Annotated in this window: 16 protein-coding genes; 1 reads left to right on the forward strand and 15 read right to left on the reverse strand. The window is 41.9% G+C overall.

The window, feature by feature from the left end:
- Window positions 1-139: 139 nt before the first annotated feature.
- The 10 genes from AC3WTB_RS08230 to prfA form a co-directional block, all read right to left on the reverse strand.
- Window positions 140-679: a TIGR01440 family protein gene (locus AC3WTB_RS08230; protein ID WP_039182113.1), complete on the reverse strand. Its 540-nt coding sequence runs from the start codon at window positions 677-679 to the stop codon at window positions 140-142.
- Window positions 680-691: 12 nt separating this feature from the next.
- The gene (gene rpiB / locus AC3WTB_RS08235) at window positions 692-1,141 is read right to left on the reverse strand and encodes a ribose 5-phosphate isomerase B (protein ID WP_003214714.1); all 450 of its coding nucleotides are present in this window, start codon (window positions 1,139-1,141) and stop codon (window positions 692-694) included.
- Window positions 1,142-1,274: 133 nt separating this feature from the next.
- On the reverse strand, window positions 1,275-1,733 hold the full coding sequence (locus AC3WTB_RS08240) for a low molecular weight protein arginine phosphatase (protein ID WP_059376376.1): 459 nt from the start codon (window positions 1,731-1,733) through the stop codon (window positions 1,275-1,277).
- Between the two features lie 63 nt (window positions 1,734-1,796).
- Window positions 1,797-2,351 carry a manganese efflux pump MntP gene (locus AC3WTB_RS08245; protein WP_492333576.1) on the reverse strand — a complete coding sequence of 185 codons (555 nt, stop codon included), beginning with the start codon at window positions 2,349-2,351 and terminating at the stop codon, window positions 1,797-1,799.
- Window positions 2,352-2,411: 60 nt separating this feature from the next.
- Complete coding sequence (locus AC3WTB_RS08250) at window positions 2,412-3,464, reverse strand: L-threonylcarbamoyladenylate synthase (RefSeq protein WP_082700845.1); 1,053 nt, start codon at window positions 3,462-3,464, stop codon at window positions 2,412-2,414.
- 161 nt (window positions 3,465-3,625) lie between these two features.
- On the reverse strand, window positions 3,626-4,069 hold the full coding sequence (locus tag AC3WTB_RS08255) for a GNAT family N-acetyltransferase (protein WP_144493994.1): 444 nt from the start codon (window positions 4,067-4,069) through the stop codon (window positions 3,626-3,628).
- A 64-nt stretch (window positions 4,070-4,133) separates the two neighbouring features.
- The gene (gene spoIIR / locus AC3WTB_RS08260) at window positions 4,134-4,787 is read right to left on the reverse strand and encodes a stage II sporulation protein R (protein WP_247544068.1); all 654 of its coding nucleotides are present in this window, start codon (window positions 4,785-4,787) and stop codon (window positions 4,134-4,136) included.
- A gap of 122 nt (window positions 4,788-4,909) precedes the next feature.
- Window positions 4,910-5,389, reverse strand: coding sequence for a hypothetical protein (locus AC3WTB_RS08265; protein ID WP_058838603.1), 480 nt, complete (start codon window positions 5,387-5,389; stop codon window positions 4,910-4,912).
- A gap of 141 nt (window positions 5,390-5,530) precedes the next feature.
- A complete protein-coding gene (gene prmC, locus AC3WTB_RS08270; protein ID WP_099663746.1) occupies window positions 5,531-6,415 on the reverse strand; it encodes a peptide chain release factor N(5)-glutamine methyltransferase in 885 nt (294 codons plus the stop codon).
- Window positions 6,405-7,472 (reverse strand): peptide chain release factor 1, encoded by a 1,068-nt coding sequence (prfA, locus tag AC3WTB_RS08275; protein WP_039182133.1) that lies wholly within the window; start codon window positions 7,470-7,472, stop codon window positions 6,405-6,407. The genes prmC and prfA overlap by 11 nt, the downstream gene beginning before the upstream one ends.
- A gap of 210 nt (window positions 7,473-7,682) precedes the next feature.
- Here prfA and racA point away from each other — a divergent pair, with 210 nt between their 5' ends.
- Window positions 7,683-8,231, forward strand: coding sequence for a chromosome-anchoring protein RacA (gene racA / locus AC3WTB_RS08280; protein ID WP_492333577.1), 549 nt, complete (start codon window positions 7,683-7,685; stop codon window positions 8,229-8,231).
- Window positions 8,232-8,266: 35 nt separating this feature from the next.
- On the opposite strand, the gene AC3WTB_RS08285 is transcribed toward racA, so the two are convergent.
- The 5 genes from AC3WTB_RS08285 to rho form a co-directional block, all read right to left on the reverse strand.
- Window positions 8,267-9,223 carry an AEC family transporter gene (locus tag AC3WTB_RS08285; protein WP_095409777.1) on the reverse strand — a complete coding sequence of 319 codons (957 nt, stop codon included), beginning with the start codon at window positions 9,221-9,223 and terminating at the stop codon, window positions 8,267-8,269.
- A gap of 90 nt (window positions 9,224-9,313) precedes the next feature.
- Window positions 9,314-11,014, reverse strand: a complete 1,701-nt coding sequence (gene malS, locus AC3WTB_RS08290; protein ID WP_039182140.1) for an oxaloacetate-decarboxylating malate dehydrogenase — start codon at window positions 11,012-11,014, stop codon at window positions 9,314-9,316.
- A gap of 279 nt (window positions 11,015-11,293) precedes the next feature.
- Window positions 11,294-11,896: a thymidine kinase gene (locus AC3WTB_RS08295; RefSeq protein ID WP_024423745.1), complete on the reverse strand. Its 603-nt coding sequence runs from the start codon at window positions 11,894-11,896 to the stop codon at window positions 11,294-11,296.
- A gap of 87 nt (window positions 11,897-11,983) precedes the next feature.
- Window positions 11,984-12,184, reverse strand: a complete 201-nt coding sequence (gene rpmE, locus AC3WTB_RS08300) for a 50S ribosomal protein L31 (protein WP_003215407.1) — start codon at window positions 12,182-12,184, stop codon at window positions 11,984-11,986.
- A gap of 132 nt (window positions 12,185-12,316) precedes the next feature.
- Window positions 12,317-13,600 (reverse strand): transcription termination factor Rho, encoded by a 1,284-nt coding sequence (gene rho, locus AC3WTB_RS08305; protein WP_008354975.1) that lies wholly within the window; start codon window positions 13,598-13,600, stop codon window positions 12,317-12,319.
- Window positions 13,601-13,863 lie beyond the last annotated feature (263 nt).

Below are 13,863 nucleotides of genomic sequence, written 5' to 3' on the forward strand. Positions count from 1 at the left end.
TCACCATCTCATTGTACACGGTTTTTGAGTAAAATGTAAAAGTTTTTTTTGGAAAATCGACTTCTTTTTTATGAAAACCCGAATATTCAAGTGGTAAAGCGTCTTCATCATTCAACATTATATTAGAAATATATCGAAGCTATGATCTTGTATAAACCGCTCTTTCTCCGCCAATCAGCTTCGGACGTGTTTTCGCAAAAGTCACATGTGCATGTCCTAATTGATGACGGCTGAGACGGACAGGTACAGCGACTCTCTTTAAGTGCATCCCAATTAACGTATCGCCGATATCAATTCCAGCATGCGCCTCAATGGATTCGACCAATACAGGATGTTCCATTTGCTGATACGCGTGAGCCGCCATCGAACCACCCGCTTTACGGACAGGTACTGCAGCTACAATCTCCAAGTTAAAACGGAAAGCCACTTCTTCTTCAACGACTAGGGCACGATTTAGATGCTCACAGCATTGAAAGGCGAGCTCAATGCCGGTCTCTCGTCTTAACTGATCCAATTCTTGATAGATGGACGCAGCAATTTGCTCACTTCCTGCAGTACCAATATGCTCACCAGCCACTTCTGACGTACTACAGCCAATAACTAAGATTTGCCCGGCACGCAATTCAACTGTTTGATGAAACTCTTTTAACATTTCAAGCCAATCTTGACCAATGTTCATATTAAGCGCTCCTTATAGGTGCTTTTCTTCGTAATCAGCAATTTTGCCAATCCGCACAGCATGGCGTCCTGCTGTAAACTCTGTTGTCAGCCAAATGTGCGCAATCTCACGTGCTAATCCTGGTCCAATCACTCGCTCTCCCATTGCAAGAACGTTCGTATCATTGTGTTCTCTAGTTGCTTTAGCACTAAATGTATCATGTGCTAATGCACAGCGAATTCCTTTTACTTTATTTGCCGAGATGCTCATGCCGATGCCTGTCCCGCAAATTAAAATGCCGCGGTCGACTTCTCCGTTTGCCACCATATTGGCTACAGGGAATGCATAATCTGGGTAGTCTACAGAACCTGATCCGCATTCACAACCCATATCAATGTATTCAATCTTCAATTCATCCATCAGTTGTTTGATTTCTTCACGAATATTCGTTCCGCCGTGATCGGATGCAATGGCTACTTTCATCGGGCAATTCCTCCTAAGGGTGAGTTGATCTGTTATATCTTACATTCATTCTTTATTTACAGTTATATTTTAACCTCTGCCTAGTGATTTGCAAACAAAAGCAGAAAAACCGTTGACGCAACGGTTTTACAGGTTATCTATGATGATGATCTTTTTTCAATTTCTCAGCGAGCTGATACAGTAAGGCTTCAAGTTCATCACGAGTTTCCTGATAAACAGAAAGACTTCCTCCAAACGGGTCGGAAACATCACCTTCTGTTCCTGTCGCAAATTCCTTTAAAGTGAAGACCTTGCCTTTTGCATGCGCATACTGCTCAGTAATCAACTGTTTATGCTGCATAGTCATCGTGAAGACGTAATGAGCTTCGCGCAGAAGCTCCTCTGTCAATTTTGATGATGAGTGATTCAGTGGAATGCTTTTCTCAAATAATGCTTCGATCGCTTGAGGAGACGCCTTCCCTTCATCGGAGGCAAAAATGCCCGCTGATTTTACAGTGACCTCTAAACCTTTTTCATCTGCAATGGAAGCAAAAAGGGCTTGAGCCATTGGACTTCTGCATGTATTTCCCGTACAAACAAATAAGATTTTCATCTTTCGCCCTCCTTTTCTTCTATTATATAGCATTTCATTCTACATGTTATGTAAGGAGACTGGCTAGAGCGGAAATAATAATTTGATACCAAAGGCTAGTAAAATGATTCCGCCAAGCGCGCCGCTATATGAACCCACCCATGACCGAACCTGTTTGCCGAGTAATAATCCGAGCCATGTGAGAAGCATACTAAAAAAACCAAACAATAATATAGTCATCCACACCTGGGAACCGTAAATCCCGAGGCTTAAACCAACAGAGAAGCTGTCTAGGCTGACACTTGTAGCAAAAAGAACGAGACCAGTCCCAACAGGTGCGAAAAAGGGCTTATCCTCTTTGCGGATAGAAGCAACGATCATTTGCAGTCCCAGCACCAAAAGCAGCGCCCCGCCAATATAGGTGGCAAGAAGACCGAGCCATCCGGATAAGAGCTGACCTGTCAGCATCCCAAAAAGCGGCATAAACATATGAAATATCCCAATAACAAATCCAATATAAATGATCTGGCGGAACCTCAGCTGAATCATCCCCATACCAAGTCCAACCGAAAAAGCATCCATTCCAAGTGCAAAAGCCATGATGCTGAGCGTCAGCAATTCGCCAGCTAGTTCGTTCATGTAAATCCCCCTTGGACACACATTCTCCTTTAACCTATGTTTGTCCAAGAAAGGTTAGAACTATTGGAACGAAGGGAGTGTACGCCCTCCTGCGGCTTTTTGCAGACGGTTCATAATGGCAGAACCAACTCCTTGCTCTGGAAAGGCTTCTGAAATAATCAAGTCTACATCCGTTTCATCAAATTGTCTCAGTACACGATAGAGGTTTGCAGCAACCGTTTCAGGTTTTTCTCTCCATCCACAGCTGTACACAACATCTGCCGCAAACAGCGATTTCTTTTCTTCTGTTGTCAGTACTCCGACTTTTAGACCTTCAGCTTTGTATTTCTGAATGTGCCGCTGCATGTCTTCATCACTTCCATGAAAGATATACATCTGGGCTTCAGGTGCATAGTGTGTGTATTTCATACCTGGCGATACTGGCGCCTCGTCCTTTTTTGTCAGCCCTGGATCCACACTCACCGTCCCCACGACCTCTTCTAATGCTTCTTTTGTAATTCCGCCCGGTCTTAAAATCACTGGGGTCTCACCGACACAGGATACAACCGTTGACTCAACACCAATTCCAGTTTTACCTCCATCCACAATTCCAGCGATTCTTCCTTCGAGATCACTCGCTACATGGTCGGCTTGTGTTGGTGAAGGTTTCCCTGAACGGTTCGCACTTGGTGCAGCAATTGGCAGACCAGCTGCTCGGATGAGCTCAAGCGCAATGGGATGGTCAGGCATTCTCACACCTACTGTGGATAAACCTGCTGTAACCTGCTTGGATAAAGTGCCCGGCTTACACGGAAGAACGATGGTTAAGGCGCCCGGCCAAAAGGCATCCATCAGCGCCTTCGCTTTTTCGCTTTCTATTTGTGCAAATTCGTGAAGCTGCTGAACTTCCGCAATGTGAACAATCAACGGATTATCACTCGGACGCCCTTTCGCTTCATAAATTTTCATCACGGCTTCTGTCTCTTTCGCATTTGCCCCGAGTCCGTAAACGGTCTCTGTCGGGAAAGCAACCACTTCATTTTGCTGCAGCAGATCGGCCGCCTGTTTAATTTGTGGATAGTATGTGGATAAATCCTTTTCTAAATCCACAGACCACCTTTTTGTATTTAACATCATACAAACTCCTTTTAAAAAAGATAAAACTGTTGATATATCTCAATTATCCTTTTGAAAGTATAAAAGATGATGATCAATAAAACAAGCGTTGTCCACAATTTGTGGATAACGCTTGTTTTATAGTGGATAAGTATGTGTATAAGTCCATCGTTTTGTGATTAACTGCCTTTTTTTTGCAGGACCACAGCCTGTTCTTTCCCCAATGTCTCTTTTGCATGTGCAGAACTCCATATGCTTTCTGGGATTTCCTCTAAAGGCGTAAAGCCCATTAATGCCAAAAAATCATGGGAAGAGGAATGGTTTGCAACGACATAAAAAGTATCCACACCTATTTTTTCTCCGAGCGTTTGAACGCTTTGGAACAAGGAGACAATGTGCCCCTGACCGAGCTTATCTGATATGACAAGCGACCGCAGCAATCCCTCTTGTTCATTGAGCTGTTCAAGACCTAAGCAGCCTGCCAGCTGACCATCCGCATCTTCCATCACGACAAATGTCGTTCGCTCTGCAAGCGTTACTCCGCCTTTTGCTTGTCCCTTTTCAAGAAAAGCATTGATCGACGGGACATCTTCCTCTGCGGCTATTCTTAATTGATAATACATGCTTTCACCTCTTTTTTGATCTCTTACTTCAACTCTATGAGGCAAAAACCGATTTATACCTTTTTTAAGAGAAAAGACTAGAGACCCATTCGAACAAAAAGAACTTCACTTCACCTGTCTCTTCTTCCTCTTCTTTCACCACTTCATTGACAGACTCTTTCGTTTGCTGCGCTGTCACTTGTTTATCATCATCGCCTTCTGGTGAGGCGATGGCTTCTCCGTTTGAAAAATCGATAAAACAGAGCGGCGGGAATAACACACACCACCAGTTGGCTCCGTTCCCTTCTCCAAGCGTAATTAAAATGGCTTCATATTTCCCAGCAGGATAGACGAAATTTCCATAGAGTTTTGTTGGAAATGAAGCTTTTTGAAAACTGACCGATACAGATTGATCAATATGCTGTTCCTTCAATTTCGCTTTGGCGATACGATTGATTTCTGGCAGCTTTGATCGAATGACACGTCTTGCTTCTTCAATGGATCTGAGGTCTTTGACCCACTCCGTCATATTCGCATTGACCTCGTCACGAATACTTCTTTTCACATCCTGATCCGCTGAACGATCACTATTTGCTAAAATGCGTAATCGAATCGCTTCATCTGGTATAACAACAGGCTGATTTGCAGAAGCAGCCGCCGTCTCCTCTCTGCCAAGGTTTGCAAAAGCACCGCATAATAATAGAAACATATAAAGACAAATCATCGTTTTACTTTTCAACATTGAGTGTTCCCCCCACTTTTTCTTTTCGCTACAAACATTGTGTCCAGGAAACTCATTTCATAAACAGTCAATATGAATTTTTTAATAGATTATGAGTCAAAACAAAAAAGCCGTTCTCTTTAAGAACGACTTTTGAGTGAGGATTGGTAGTCAGAAGGGTACAGTCTCCCATCCCAATCTCGGCTGATTTTTAAACCAGATTCTGTTTTAATAACAGTCATGGCCCCTTTTTTCTCGATTTCTTTTTTGACTTTTCCTTTGTGATCGATAAATTGGATCACCATTTCATAGTTAAATTCAATTCTGTCATCGCTTTCATCTGAAGGCGTAAACATAATTTTCTTCAGCTTAATTTGACAATCTTGATCCTTCGCCGCTTCTAATATGCTCGGGAACATGCTGTCTTGTGTATATTCTTGATATTCATGTTCGGTTAAATAAACCTTCAGCTTCTCTTTCATATCAGATAGGTCATCCGTTCGATTCACTGTGTATTGTGCTTTTTTATAGCTTTCTCCAAATGCTGCTGCCTCTTTTTTAAAGCTCGGTTTACCACAAGCACTCACAATCAATAGTACACTGACGATGACCAACACCATCGCATACCTTTTGTTCACACCATTCGCTCCTTCAAAACAAATTTATGTAAAAAATCATGATCAGAATGTTCATTCTTCTATATATACGTTTCTCTTTTACCATAAGTTTCATCTTTACATAATAAAATAGTCCGGCTATATTCAGCCGGACTTTCCGTTTTGAATGTGTGCGCAAACAGCTCGATCTTTTCCATTAATATCTTTGACGGTGTAGACATGCGCTTCAGGAAAAGCCTGCACGAGAAGCGCTGTGACATCTTGACCTTGCGTATGTCCAATTTCAAAGACAACAACTGCCTGTTCACTCAGCACGCTGTGAAGATCACGAACAAGACGTTTATAAAACCACAAGCCATCACGTCCGTCCGTCAGCGCATTCACCGGCTCATGCTTCGTCACAACCTCAGACAGACTGTCCATTTCTTCCGCCGCAATATAAGGTGGATTGGAAATAAATACATCTACTTTAATACCTTGAGCTATAACCGGTTCAAGTAAATCTCCATGTAAAAAATGAACGTCTGCACCGAGCGCTTGTTGATTCCGTTTTGCTACCGCAAGTGCTTCTTGTGAGATATCAGTCGCTGTGACAGATAGTGATTTTTTTTCAAGAGCCAGCGTAATTGCAATGGCTCCGCTTCCTGTGCCAACGTCAACTGCTTTGAGCGGCTGATCGGGCGGGAAAACGTCACCTACCAAATTGAGCGCCGCCAACACAACTTCTTCCGTTTCAGGACGAGGAATAAGAACATGCTTGTTCACCTCGAAAGGACGTCCGTAAAAGAATTCAACACCCGTTAAATGCTGAACAGGAACACCTGCCTTATGCTGCGTCACAAATTTGCTGAACAGTTGATCTTGCTCCTCAGGCAGCGCATCATGAAATCGTGCAAGAAGCTCACTTCTGCTCCAGCCGAGCACATGCATCAACAGGAGTTCTGCTGCATTTTGGTCTCTGCCAGCTTCCGTTAACAAAGAAGAAGCCCATTTAAGGGCTTCGAAGATTGTTCGCTCTTTATTTTGCATCTTGAAGCTTTCTTGCTTGGTCTTCCATAATTAGTGCATCAATGACCTCGTCAAGTTTTCCTTCTAAAATTTGATCAAGCTTTTGAATCGTCAATCCGATGCGGTGGTCTGTTACACGGTTTTGCGGGAAGTTGTACGTACGGATACGCTCTGATCGATCCCCTGTTCCAACCGCAGATTTACGTGTTTGATCGTATTCAGCCTGTGCTTCACGCTGGAATTTATCATAAATTCTCGCACGCAGTACTTTCATGGCTTTTTCTTTGTTTTTAATTTGTGATTTCTCATCCTGACAGGATACAACAACACCTGTTGGAAGGTGAGTTAATCGAACAGCAGACATGGTTGTATTGACACTTTGTCCGCCAGGTCCGCTAGATGTAAAAGTATCAACACGGATGTCTTTTTCATGGATATCAATTTCAACTTCCTCAGCCTCAGGTAATACAGCGACTGTCGCAGTTGATGTATGAATCCGTCCGCCTGATTCCGTTTCTGGAACACGCTGCACGCGGTGTGCGCCATTCTCAAACTTTAGTTTGGAGTATGCGCCTTTCCCACTGATCATAAAGATGATTTCTTTATAACCGCCTGTGCCAGTGACACTTGCTTCCATGACTTCTGTTTTCCAGCCTTGCATTTCAGCATAACGGCTATACATACGGTAAAGGTTACCTGCAAAAAGAGCAGCCTCTTCTCCGCCTGCTGCACCACGAACCTCCACAATAACGTTTTTGTTGTCATTCGGATCTTTCGGGATCAGCAAGATTTTCAGCTCGTCTTCTAAACGTTCCGTTTCCTCAGTGAGCTCTGAAATTTCTTCTTTGACCATGTCGCGCATCTCAGCATCCAGCTTCTCTTCGAGCATTGCTTTCGCATCATTCAGCTGGTCGTATGCCGCACGATATTGTCTATATACCTCAACAGTTTCTTGAATATCGGATTGTTCTTTCGAATATTCACGAAGCTTCGTAGTGTCGTTCACCACTTCAGGGTCACTTAAATATTCATTTAGTTTTTCATAACGTTCTTCAATTGATTTTAAACGGTCTAACATGGTCTTCACCTCTGTTTTGTGCGTAACAGTCTAATTATAGTATAGCGGGGTATGACAGTCAAAAAAATTTCCAAAACAATTGATTTTCTGCAATTTTTCGCTAGAAAACACGATCTTTGGCGATTGGTTACTTGTTTTGTCTAACGTGAAGGAACAGGTCCTCCTTAAAGAGAATGGTACTTGTAATTGAAAAAAGGGAGGGCATTTGGTTTGAATACAAATGAGGTTGCAAAGGAAATTGGTGTTTCTTCAAAGACGATTCAGCGTTGGGTCAAACAGCTCAACATCCCTGTCGCCCGGAATGAACTTGGACATTATGAATTTCATGAAGATATTGTACAGCTGCTCAAAGAGGTCAAACACCAGATGAGTGAAGGTGTGATCCTCCAAGATATTCAACTGCCAATCCATAAGGAAACCGTTCGTCAATCAGCACCTGCTGTCGAAGCTGATGTCTCTATACAGCGGATTGAAGCATTAGAAAAACAAGTGAAAGCGCTCATCCAGCAGCAATTACACGTCACTGATGTCGAAGACCGCCTGCAAGAACTTGAACGGAAATTGGCTAAAAAAGCAGATGAAGGTGTATCGTATCAGCTGCTTCAGCACCGCAGAGAAATTGAAGATTTATCCACAAAATTTGACCGCCTCGCCGCAACCTTGAAACAACCGTCACAAGCAGAAGAAAAAAAGGAAATCGCAGCCCCTGACCTCAAAAAAAAGCGTGTACTCTTCCCTCTGTTTCATTCATTTCGCTAAGAAAGGCTGCCTCAATAGGCAGCCTTTTTACTATATTATACGGTAAGTGCAATAATGATCGGTAATGTGATGAGTGACATGATGGCACTGATGACAAATGCGGATGCAGTTTCCGCCTCTTGTTTTTCAAATCGTGTTGCGATCATTGCTGCAACAGCTGAACCTGGGAAAGCTACAAGTAATACAGCTTTTGTAATTTCATCAGCCGAAAGACCCATAAGAACCGCAATAAAATACATAAGTATTGGTTGTACAGCTACTTTTAGCAATGCAATACTGAAGGCTGGCAAGCTTAATTTAATTTTGCGGATACCAACAGTGACACCGACTGCGAATAGCGCAACCCCTGATGTAACGCTGCCAATTTCCTCTAACATTTCGTGTCCAATTGCAGGAAGTTTAAATCCTAAAAGAACAAGAATGATACTGGCTAATGGTGCAAGTGCAAGCGGCTCTGATAAACCGTGCAAAATTGCTTTTGTCGTCATTTTTAGGAAGCTTTCGCCGTCTTTGGTTTTCCCTTTTGTTTTTTCACCGACAGTTGATACAATAATTGCAATTGGATCAAGCATTGCATTTACAACTATTCCGGTAATCGCAATCGGAATTGCAACTTCTTGAGCCCCAAATAAACTGCCCAAGACCGGAATCCCCATAAATGCAAAGGTCGGTTGTGCTGAGTTTAATGAGAAAACAGATGAGTCTGTTAAATCATATTTAAAAGCAAATTTCGTAACTAAAAGGATAATGATATAAAAACCAACGATTCCGAAAATCAATGCAACGAAAAATGGAATTTGACTATAGAATTTATCTTTTGGTGTTGACAGAATACTGGCGATAAAGTGCGCTGGTAAAGCATACTTTGTTACAAGTGTACTTACACCTTTTGCAGATTTAGCGTCATAGCTGCCGAAGTGTCCTGCGAACCAACCCAGCGCGATAACGAAAAAAATCGGTGCTAGGAGGATCAAAATATTTAAAAAGTCCATCTTACTATTCCTCCTTAAATCCTTTACATGTTTCTTATTTATTGCGGCATTGCTTAGATTACCCGAAGCAATGCCGCGTTACACATTTTATTATGCTCTTACTATTTTTTTATATTCAGGAATCCACATTGCGTCTTTCACAGCTTGTTCGATGTTGTCCGGCGTTTTTCTTGCGACACCATCTTCAATTGCTGCTTTCGCTACTTCAACAGCCACATGAATTGACACTTCTTGCAATTTATCAATACTTGGAAGAAGACCAGCACCTGGTTTCTCATGATCAACCATTTCAGCAATTGCATTTGCAGAAGCAACGAACATGCCTTTTGTGATGATTTTTGATTCTGTTACGATTGAACCAAGACCAAGTCCAGGGAAAACGAACGCATTGTTTGATTGTCCGATTTCATGTTCGATTCCGTTATACTCAACGTTTTCGAACGGGCTTCCTGTTGCAACAAGTGCACGGCCGTCAGTCCATTTGAATAGATCCTCTGGCACTGCTTCAGCAAGCGGTGTTGGGTTAGACATTGGCATGATCACTGGACGCTCTGTATGAGCTGCCATTTCTTTAATGATTTCTTCAGTGAATGCGCCGCCTTGACCTGAAGTACCAATAAGAATTGTTGGCTTCGCTTGGCGAACCGTTTCAGCAAATGAGATTTGTCCTTTTTCATCTCGTGCCCAGCCTTCTACTTCATCAGAAGAACGAAGGTATGGTTTTTGGAAATCAAGCACTTCATCTTCAAATTGGTCTGTTAGCAATCCTCTGTAGTCTAAAGTCCAGAATGCATTGTTTGCTTCTTCTTCTGTTAGACCTTCAAGAACCATTGTGTCACGCATTTGATCTGCGATTCCGATACCAGCAGATCCAGCTCCGAAGATGACAACACGGTGATCTTTCAATTGAGTACCAGTTTTCTTGACAGCTGCAAGAACACCCGCTAAAGTAATGGCACCAGTACCTTGAATATCATCGTTGAACGTTAAGATGTTATCATTGTATTTTTTCATGATGTTACGCGCATTTTTGTTTCCAAGGTCTTCCCAGTGTAGCAATGCTTTCGGGAAGAATTTAAGCGCTGCTTTTACATAAGCATCAATGAATTCTTCGTATTTTTCACCTTGTACACGTTTGTGATGGTTCCCGATGTATAATGGATCATTCAATAATTTTTCATTGTTTGTTCCAACATCTAATACAACTGGAATTACGCGGCTAGGATCAATACCTGCTGCAGCCGTGTAAACAGCTAATTTACCGATTGCGATGTTGATACCACCAACACCCCAGTCACCAATTCCAAGAATACTCTCAGAGTCAGTTGCAACGATGAGGTCAATATCTCCAGCAGTTGCGTGCAAGTTTTCAAATGCTTTCTCGATGCCGTCAATGTCGTCGATTGAAAGATAGACACCATGAGGTCTTCTGTATTCATGGCTGTATTCTTGAATCGCTTCACCAACAGTTGGCGTGTACACAACAGGAAGCATTTCACGAAGTTTTTCTGTTAGAAGCTTGTAGAACAATACTTCGTTACGGTTTTGTAAATCACTTAAGTATACGTTTTGACGAAGACGATCCGGCTGAGCTAGAAATTGCTTGTACGCTCTTTCTGCTTGCTGTTCTAAAGTGAGAACGGTTGGAGGAAGTAAGCCTTCTAGTCCAAGCTCTTGTCTTTCTTCTTCAGAGAAAGCAACGCCTTTGTTCAACGTTGGAATCGATAATACATCTTTACCTGTCAAAGTGGTTTCGAGGTACCCTTCTTTTGTTTTCTTCACGTTGTTCATCAAAAACTACCCTCTTTCTAAAATATAAATAAAGTGAACTATTAATCCAAAGAACGATTAAGGAGAAAAATCCTTAATCAAAAAAATTATGACAAGAAATCGAACTTTTCGTTTAAATGCTTTACACTACAGTTAGTCATTTTATGCCTGCTTATAACAAAACGCAAGCGTTGAAAATTAGATAATTTAATCGTAGTGTTATTTAATTTATTTAAGTACAAATGATGGGTGTTCAGCCAAAATCTCGAAAAACGAAACACAGCGGCATTTGCTATTTTTTTATTTGTCAAGTGTTGTACCAACATCAAGTCTTGGTACTTCATGGTGATGTCTGCATCGTGCTTCGTATGATTCCTGCGCACCTACTAAAATAATAGGATCATCATAGGATGCGGGTTTACCGTCGATCAAGCGTTGTGTTCTACTCGCTGGGGAGCCGCATACCGAACAAACTGCTTGAAGTTTTGTTACAAGCTCTGCACATGCCATTAAATGCGGAACAACACCAAATGGCTCTCCTCTGAAGTCTTGATCCAGGCCTGCAACAATGACTCGGTAGCCTTGGTCAGCCAATTGAGTGACAATGTCAATGATTGTCTCATCAAAAAATTGCACCTCATCAATGCCAATGACATCGGTTCTTTCTGATATGTGCGTTATTATGTCTTTTGGTGAGGCTACTGCAATCCCATCTAATGATGAACCGTTATGTGACACAACAGAGCTTGTACTATATCGGTTATCAATCGCTGGTTTGAATATTTTTACTTCTTGTTTGGCAAAGGTGGCCCTTTTGGCTCTCCGAATCAATTCTTCCGACTTTCCAGAAAACATACTACCGCAGATGACTTCAAGCCAACCGCTTTGTTTCATCACATACATAAGGTCTTCTCCCCCGTTTTAAAGTTCCATCAATCCACGTAAAAAAACAGGCAAGAACGGATTCCTGCCTGTTTATTGTATCTATTATTACTTAAGACCGTATTTTTTGTTAAAGCGGTCAACACGTCCATCAGCAGAAGCGAATTTTTGACGGCCTGTATAGAAAGGATGGCACTCAGAGCAAATCTCAATGCGTACCTCTTCTTTTACTGATCCAGTTTCAAACTCATTTCCACAAGCGCATTTGACTGTAGCTTTTTTGTAGTTAGGATGAATTCCTGTTTTCATCTACTGTCATCTCCTTCCGCCCTGAATCCAATTCGGAAACAGAGTTAATATCTCAGAAATAAATTCTGAAACGCACATGATAAAATTATAACAGTGTAAGTCTATGATTGCAAATGTATTTTTTCAGGGAAGCTATCTTCTTGATGCAGACATATTGGCTTGTTTCCATTCTTGCGTTAAAATATCGAAAAACTCTTGGTTTGTCTTTGTTTTTCTCATTTTACGCATGAACTTCTCAGCGAAGTCAGGTGTATCTGACATCGATTTTCTCATCGCCCATAGACGATCAAGATGCTCTTTTGGCACAAGCAGTTCTTCTTTTCTCGTACCAGAACGGCGAATGTCGATCGCAGGGAAAATTCTTCTTTCGGCCAAAGAACGGTCCAAATGAAGCTCCATGTTTCCAGTTCCTTTAAACTCTTCATAAATCACGTCATCCATACGTGATCCTGTATCAACAAGTGCAGTGGCTAAAATCGTCAAGCTTCCGCCTTCTTCAATGTTACGCGCAGCACCAAAGAAGCGTTTTGGACGATGGAAAGCCGCTGGATCAATACCACCTGAAAGCGTTCGGCCGCTTGGCGGAATCACAAGGTTGTATGCACGAGCAAGCCTTGTGATGCTGTCCATTAAGATGATGACATCTTTTTTATGTTCAACAAGACGCATCGCACGCTCTAAGACAAGCTCTGCTACTTTAATGTGGTTTTCCGGTACTTCGTCAAAGGTTGAACTAACAACATCCCCTGCAACAGAACGTTCGATATCTGTTACTTCTTCTGGTCGTTCATCAATCAAAAGGACAATCAGCTCTGCCTCTGGGTGATTTTCAGAAATGCTGTTGGCAATTTCTTTAAGCAAAATGGTTTTCCCAGCCTTAGGCGGTGCAACGATTAAACCACGCTGTCCAAATCCAACTGGCGCCATCATGTCCATAATTCTAGTAGACAGGTGATTAGGCTGTGTTTCAAGAATCATTTGACGGTCAGGAAATAGCGGTGTGAGTGCAGGAAAGTGAACACGTTCCTTTGCTGATTCTGGGTCGTCCCCATTTACCGCTTCTACATGAAGGAGGCCATAGTAGCGTTCATTCTCTTTTGGAGGTCGTACCTTTCCAGACACTTTATCTCCATTTCGTAAATCAAAGCGTCTGATTTGTGAAGCTGAAATATAAATGTCTTCAGAACTTGGGGAGTAGTTAATCGGTCTTAAGAAACCAAATCCCTCAGACTGAATAATTTCAAGAACCCCTTCCATAAATAAGAGATCCTCTTGCTCAGCATTCGCCTTTAAGATGGCAAAAATTAATTCTTTTTTTGTTAGTTTGCTGTAATAAGAGATTTTGTATCGTTTTGCTAACTCATACAGCTCTTTTAATTTCATATTTTCCAAAGATGAAATCGAAACATCTTTCAATATGGACACCACACTTTTCTAGTCAATGTATTTCTTTACAAATGCATGACCATTGTATTTGATTAGCTTTTTAATTCCGTTGTTGTTGGAATGACCTCGCTCTGATGGTAACGCTCCCACTCGTTTTATCGTGAAAGATAGGAACAATGTGAAATAGAGCTTTTTTAACATAGAGAAGGATAATGAGTATATCGTCATGATGCGGCAGTATTTAAACTTGTTGAAGCTTAAAAGAAGTAAATTCGCAGAAAATTTCGCAGCAC

The organism is Bacillus sp. EB106-04-04-XG123 (genome assembly GCF_058791855.1).

Excerpts from the sequence above, each read along its gene's own strand:
- AC3WTB_RS08230 (WP_039182113.1), bottom strand. The coding sequence starts at position 679 with ATGAACATTGGTCAAGATTGGCTTGAAATGTTAAAAGAGTTTCATCAA.
- rpiB (WP_003214714.1), bottom strand. The coding sequence starts at position 1,141 with ATGAAAGTAGCCATTGCATCCGATCACGGCGGAACGAATATTCGTGAA.
- AC3WTB_RS08240 (WP_059376376.1), bottom strand. The coding sequence starts at position 1,733 with ATGAAAATCTTATTTGTTTGTACGGGAAATACATGCAGAAGTCCAATG.
- AC3WTB_RS08245 (WP_492333576.1), bottom strand. The coding sequence starts at position 2,351 with ATGAACGAACTAGCTGGCGAATTGCTGACGCTCAGCATCATGGCTTTT.
- AC3WTB_RS08250 (WP_082700845.1), bottom strand. The coding sequence starts at position 3,464 with ATGTTAAATACAAAAAGGTGGTCTGTGGATTTAGAAAAGGATTTATCC.
- AC3WTB_RS08255 (WP_144493994.1), bottom strand. The coding sequence starts at position 4,069 with ATGTATTATCAATTAAGAATAGCCGCAGAGGAAGATGTCCCGTCGATC.
- AC3WTB_RS08265 (WP_058838603.1), bottom strand. The coding sequence starts at position 5,389 with ATGGTGTTGGTCATCGTCAGTGTACTATTGATTGTGAGTGCTTGTGGT.
- prmC (WP_099663746.1), bottom strand. The coding sequence starts at position 6,415 with ATGCAAAATAAAGAGCGAACAATCTTCGAAGCCCTTAAATGGGCTTCT.
- prfA (WP_039182133.1), bottom strand. The coding sequence starts at position 7,472 with ATGTTAGACCGTTTAAAATCAATTGAAGAACGTTATGAAAAACTAAAT.
- AC3WTB_RS08285 (WP_095409777.1), bottom strand. The coding sequence starts at position 9,223 with ATGGACTTTTTAAATATTTTGATCCTCCTAGCACCGATTTTTTTCGTT.
- malS (WP_039182140.1), bottom strand. The coding sequence starts at position 11,014 with ATGAACAACGTGAAGAAAACAAAAGAAGGGTACCTCGAAACCACTTTG.
- AC3WTB_RS08295 (WP_024423745.1), bottom strand. The coding sequence starts at position 11,896 with ATGTATGTGATGAAACAAAGCGGTTGGCTTGAAGTCATCTGCGGTAGT.
- rpmE (WP_003215407.1), bottom strand. The coding sequence starts at position 12,184 with ATGAAAACAGGAATTCATCCTAACTACAAAAAAGCTACAGTCAAATGC.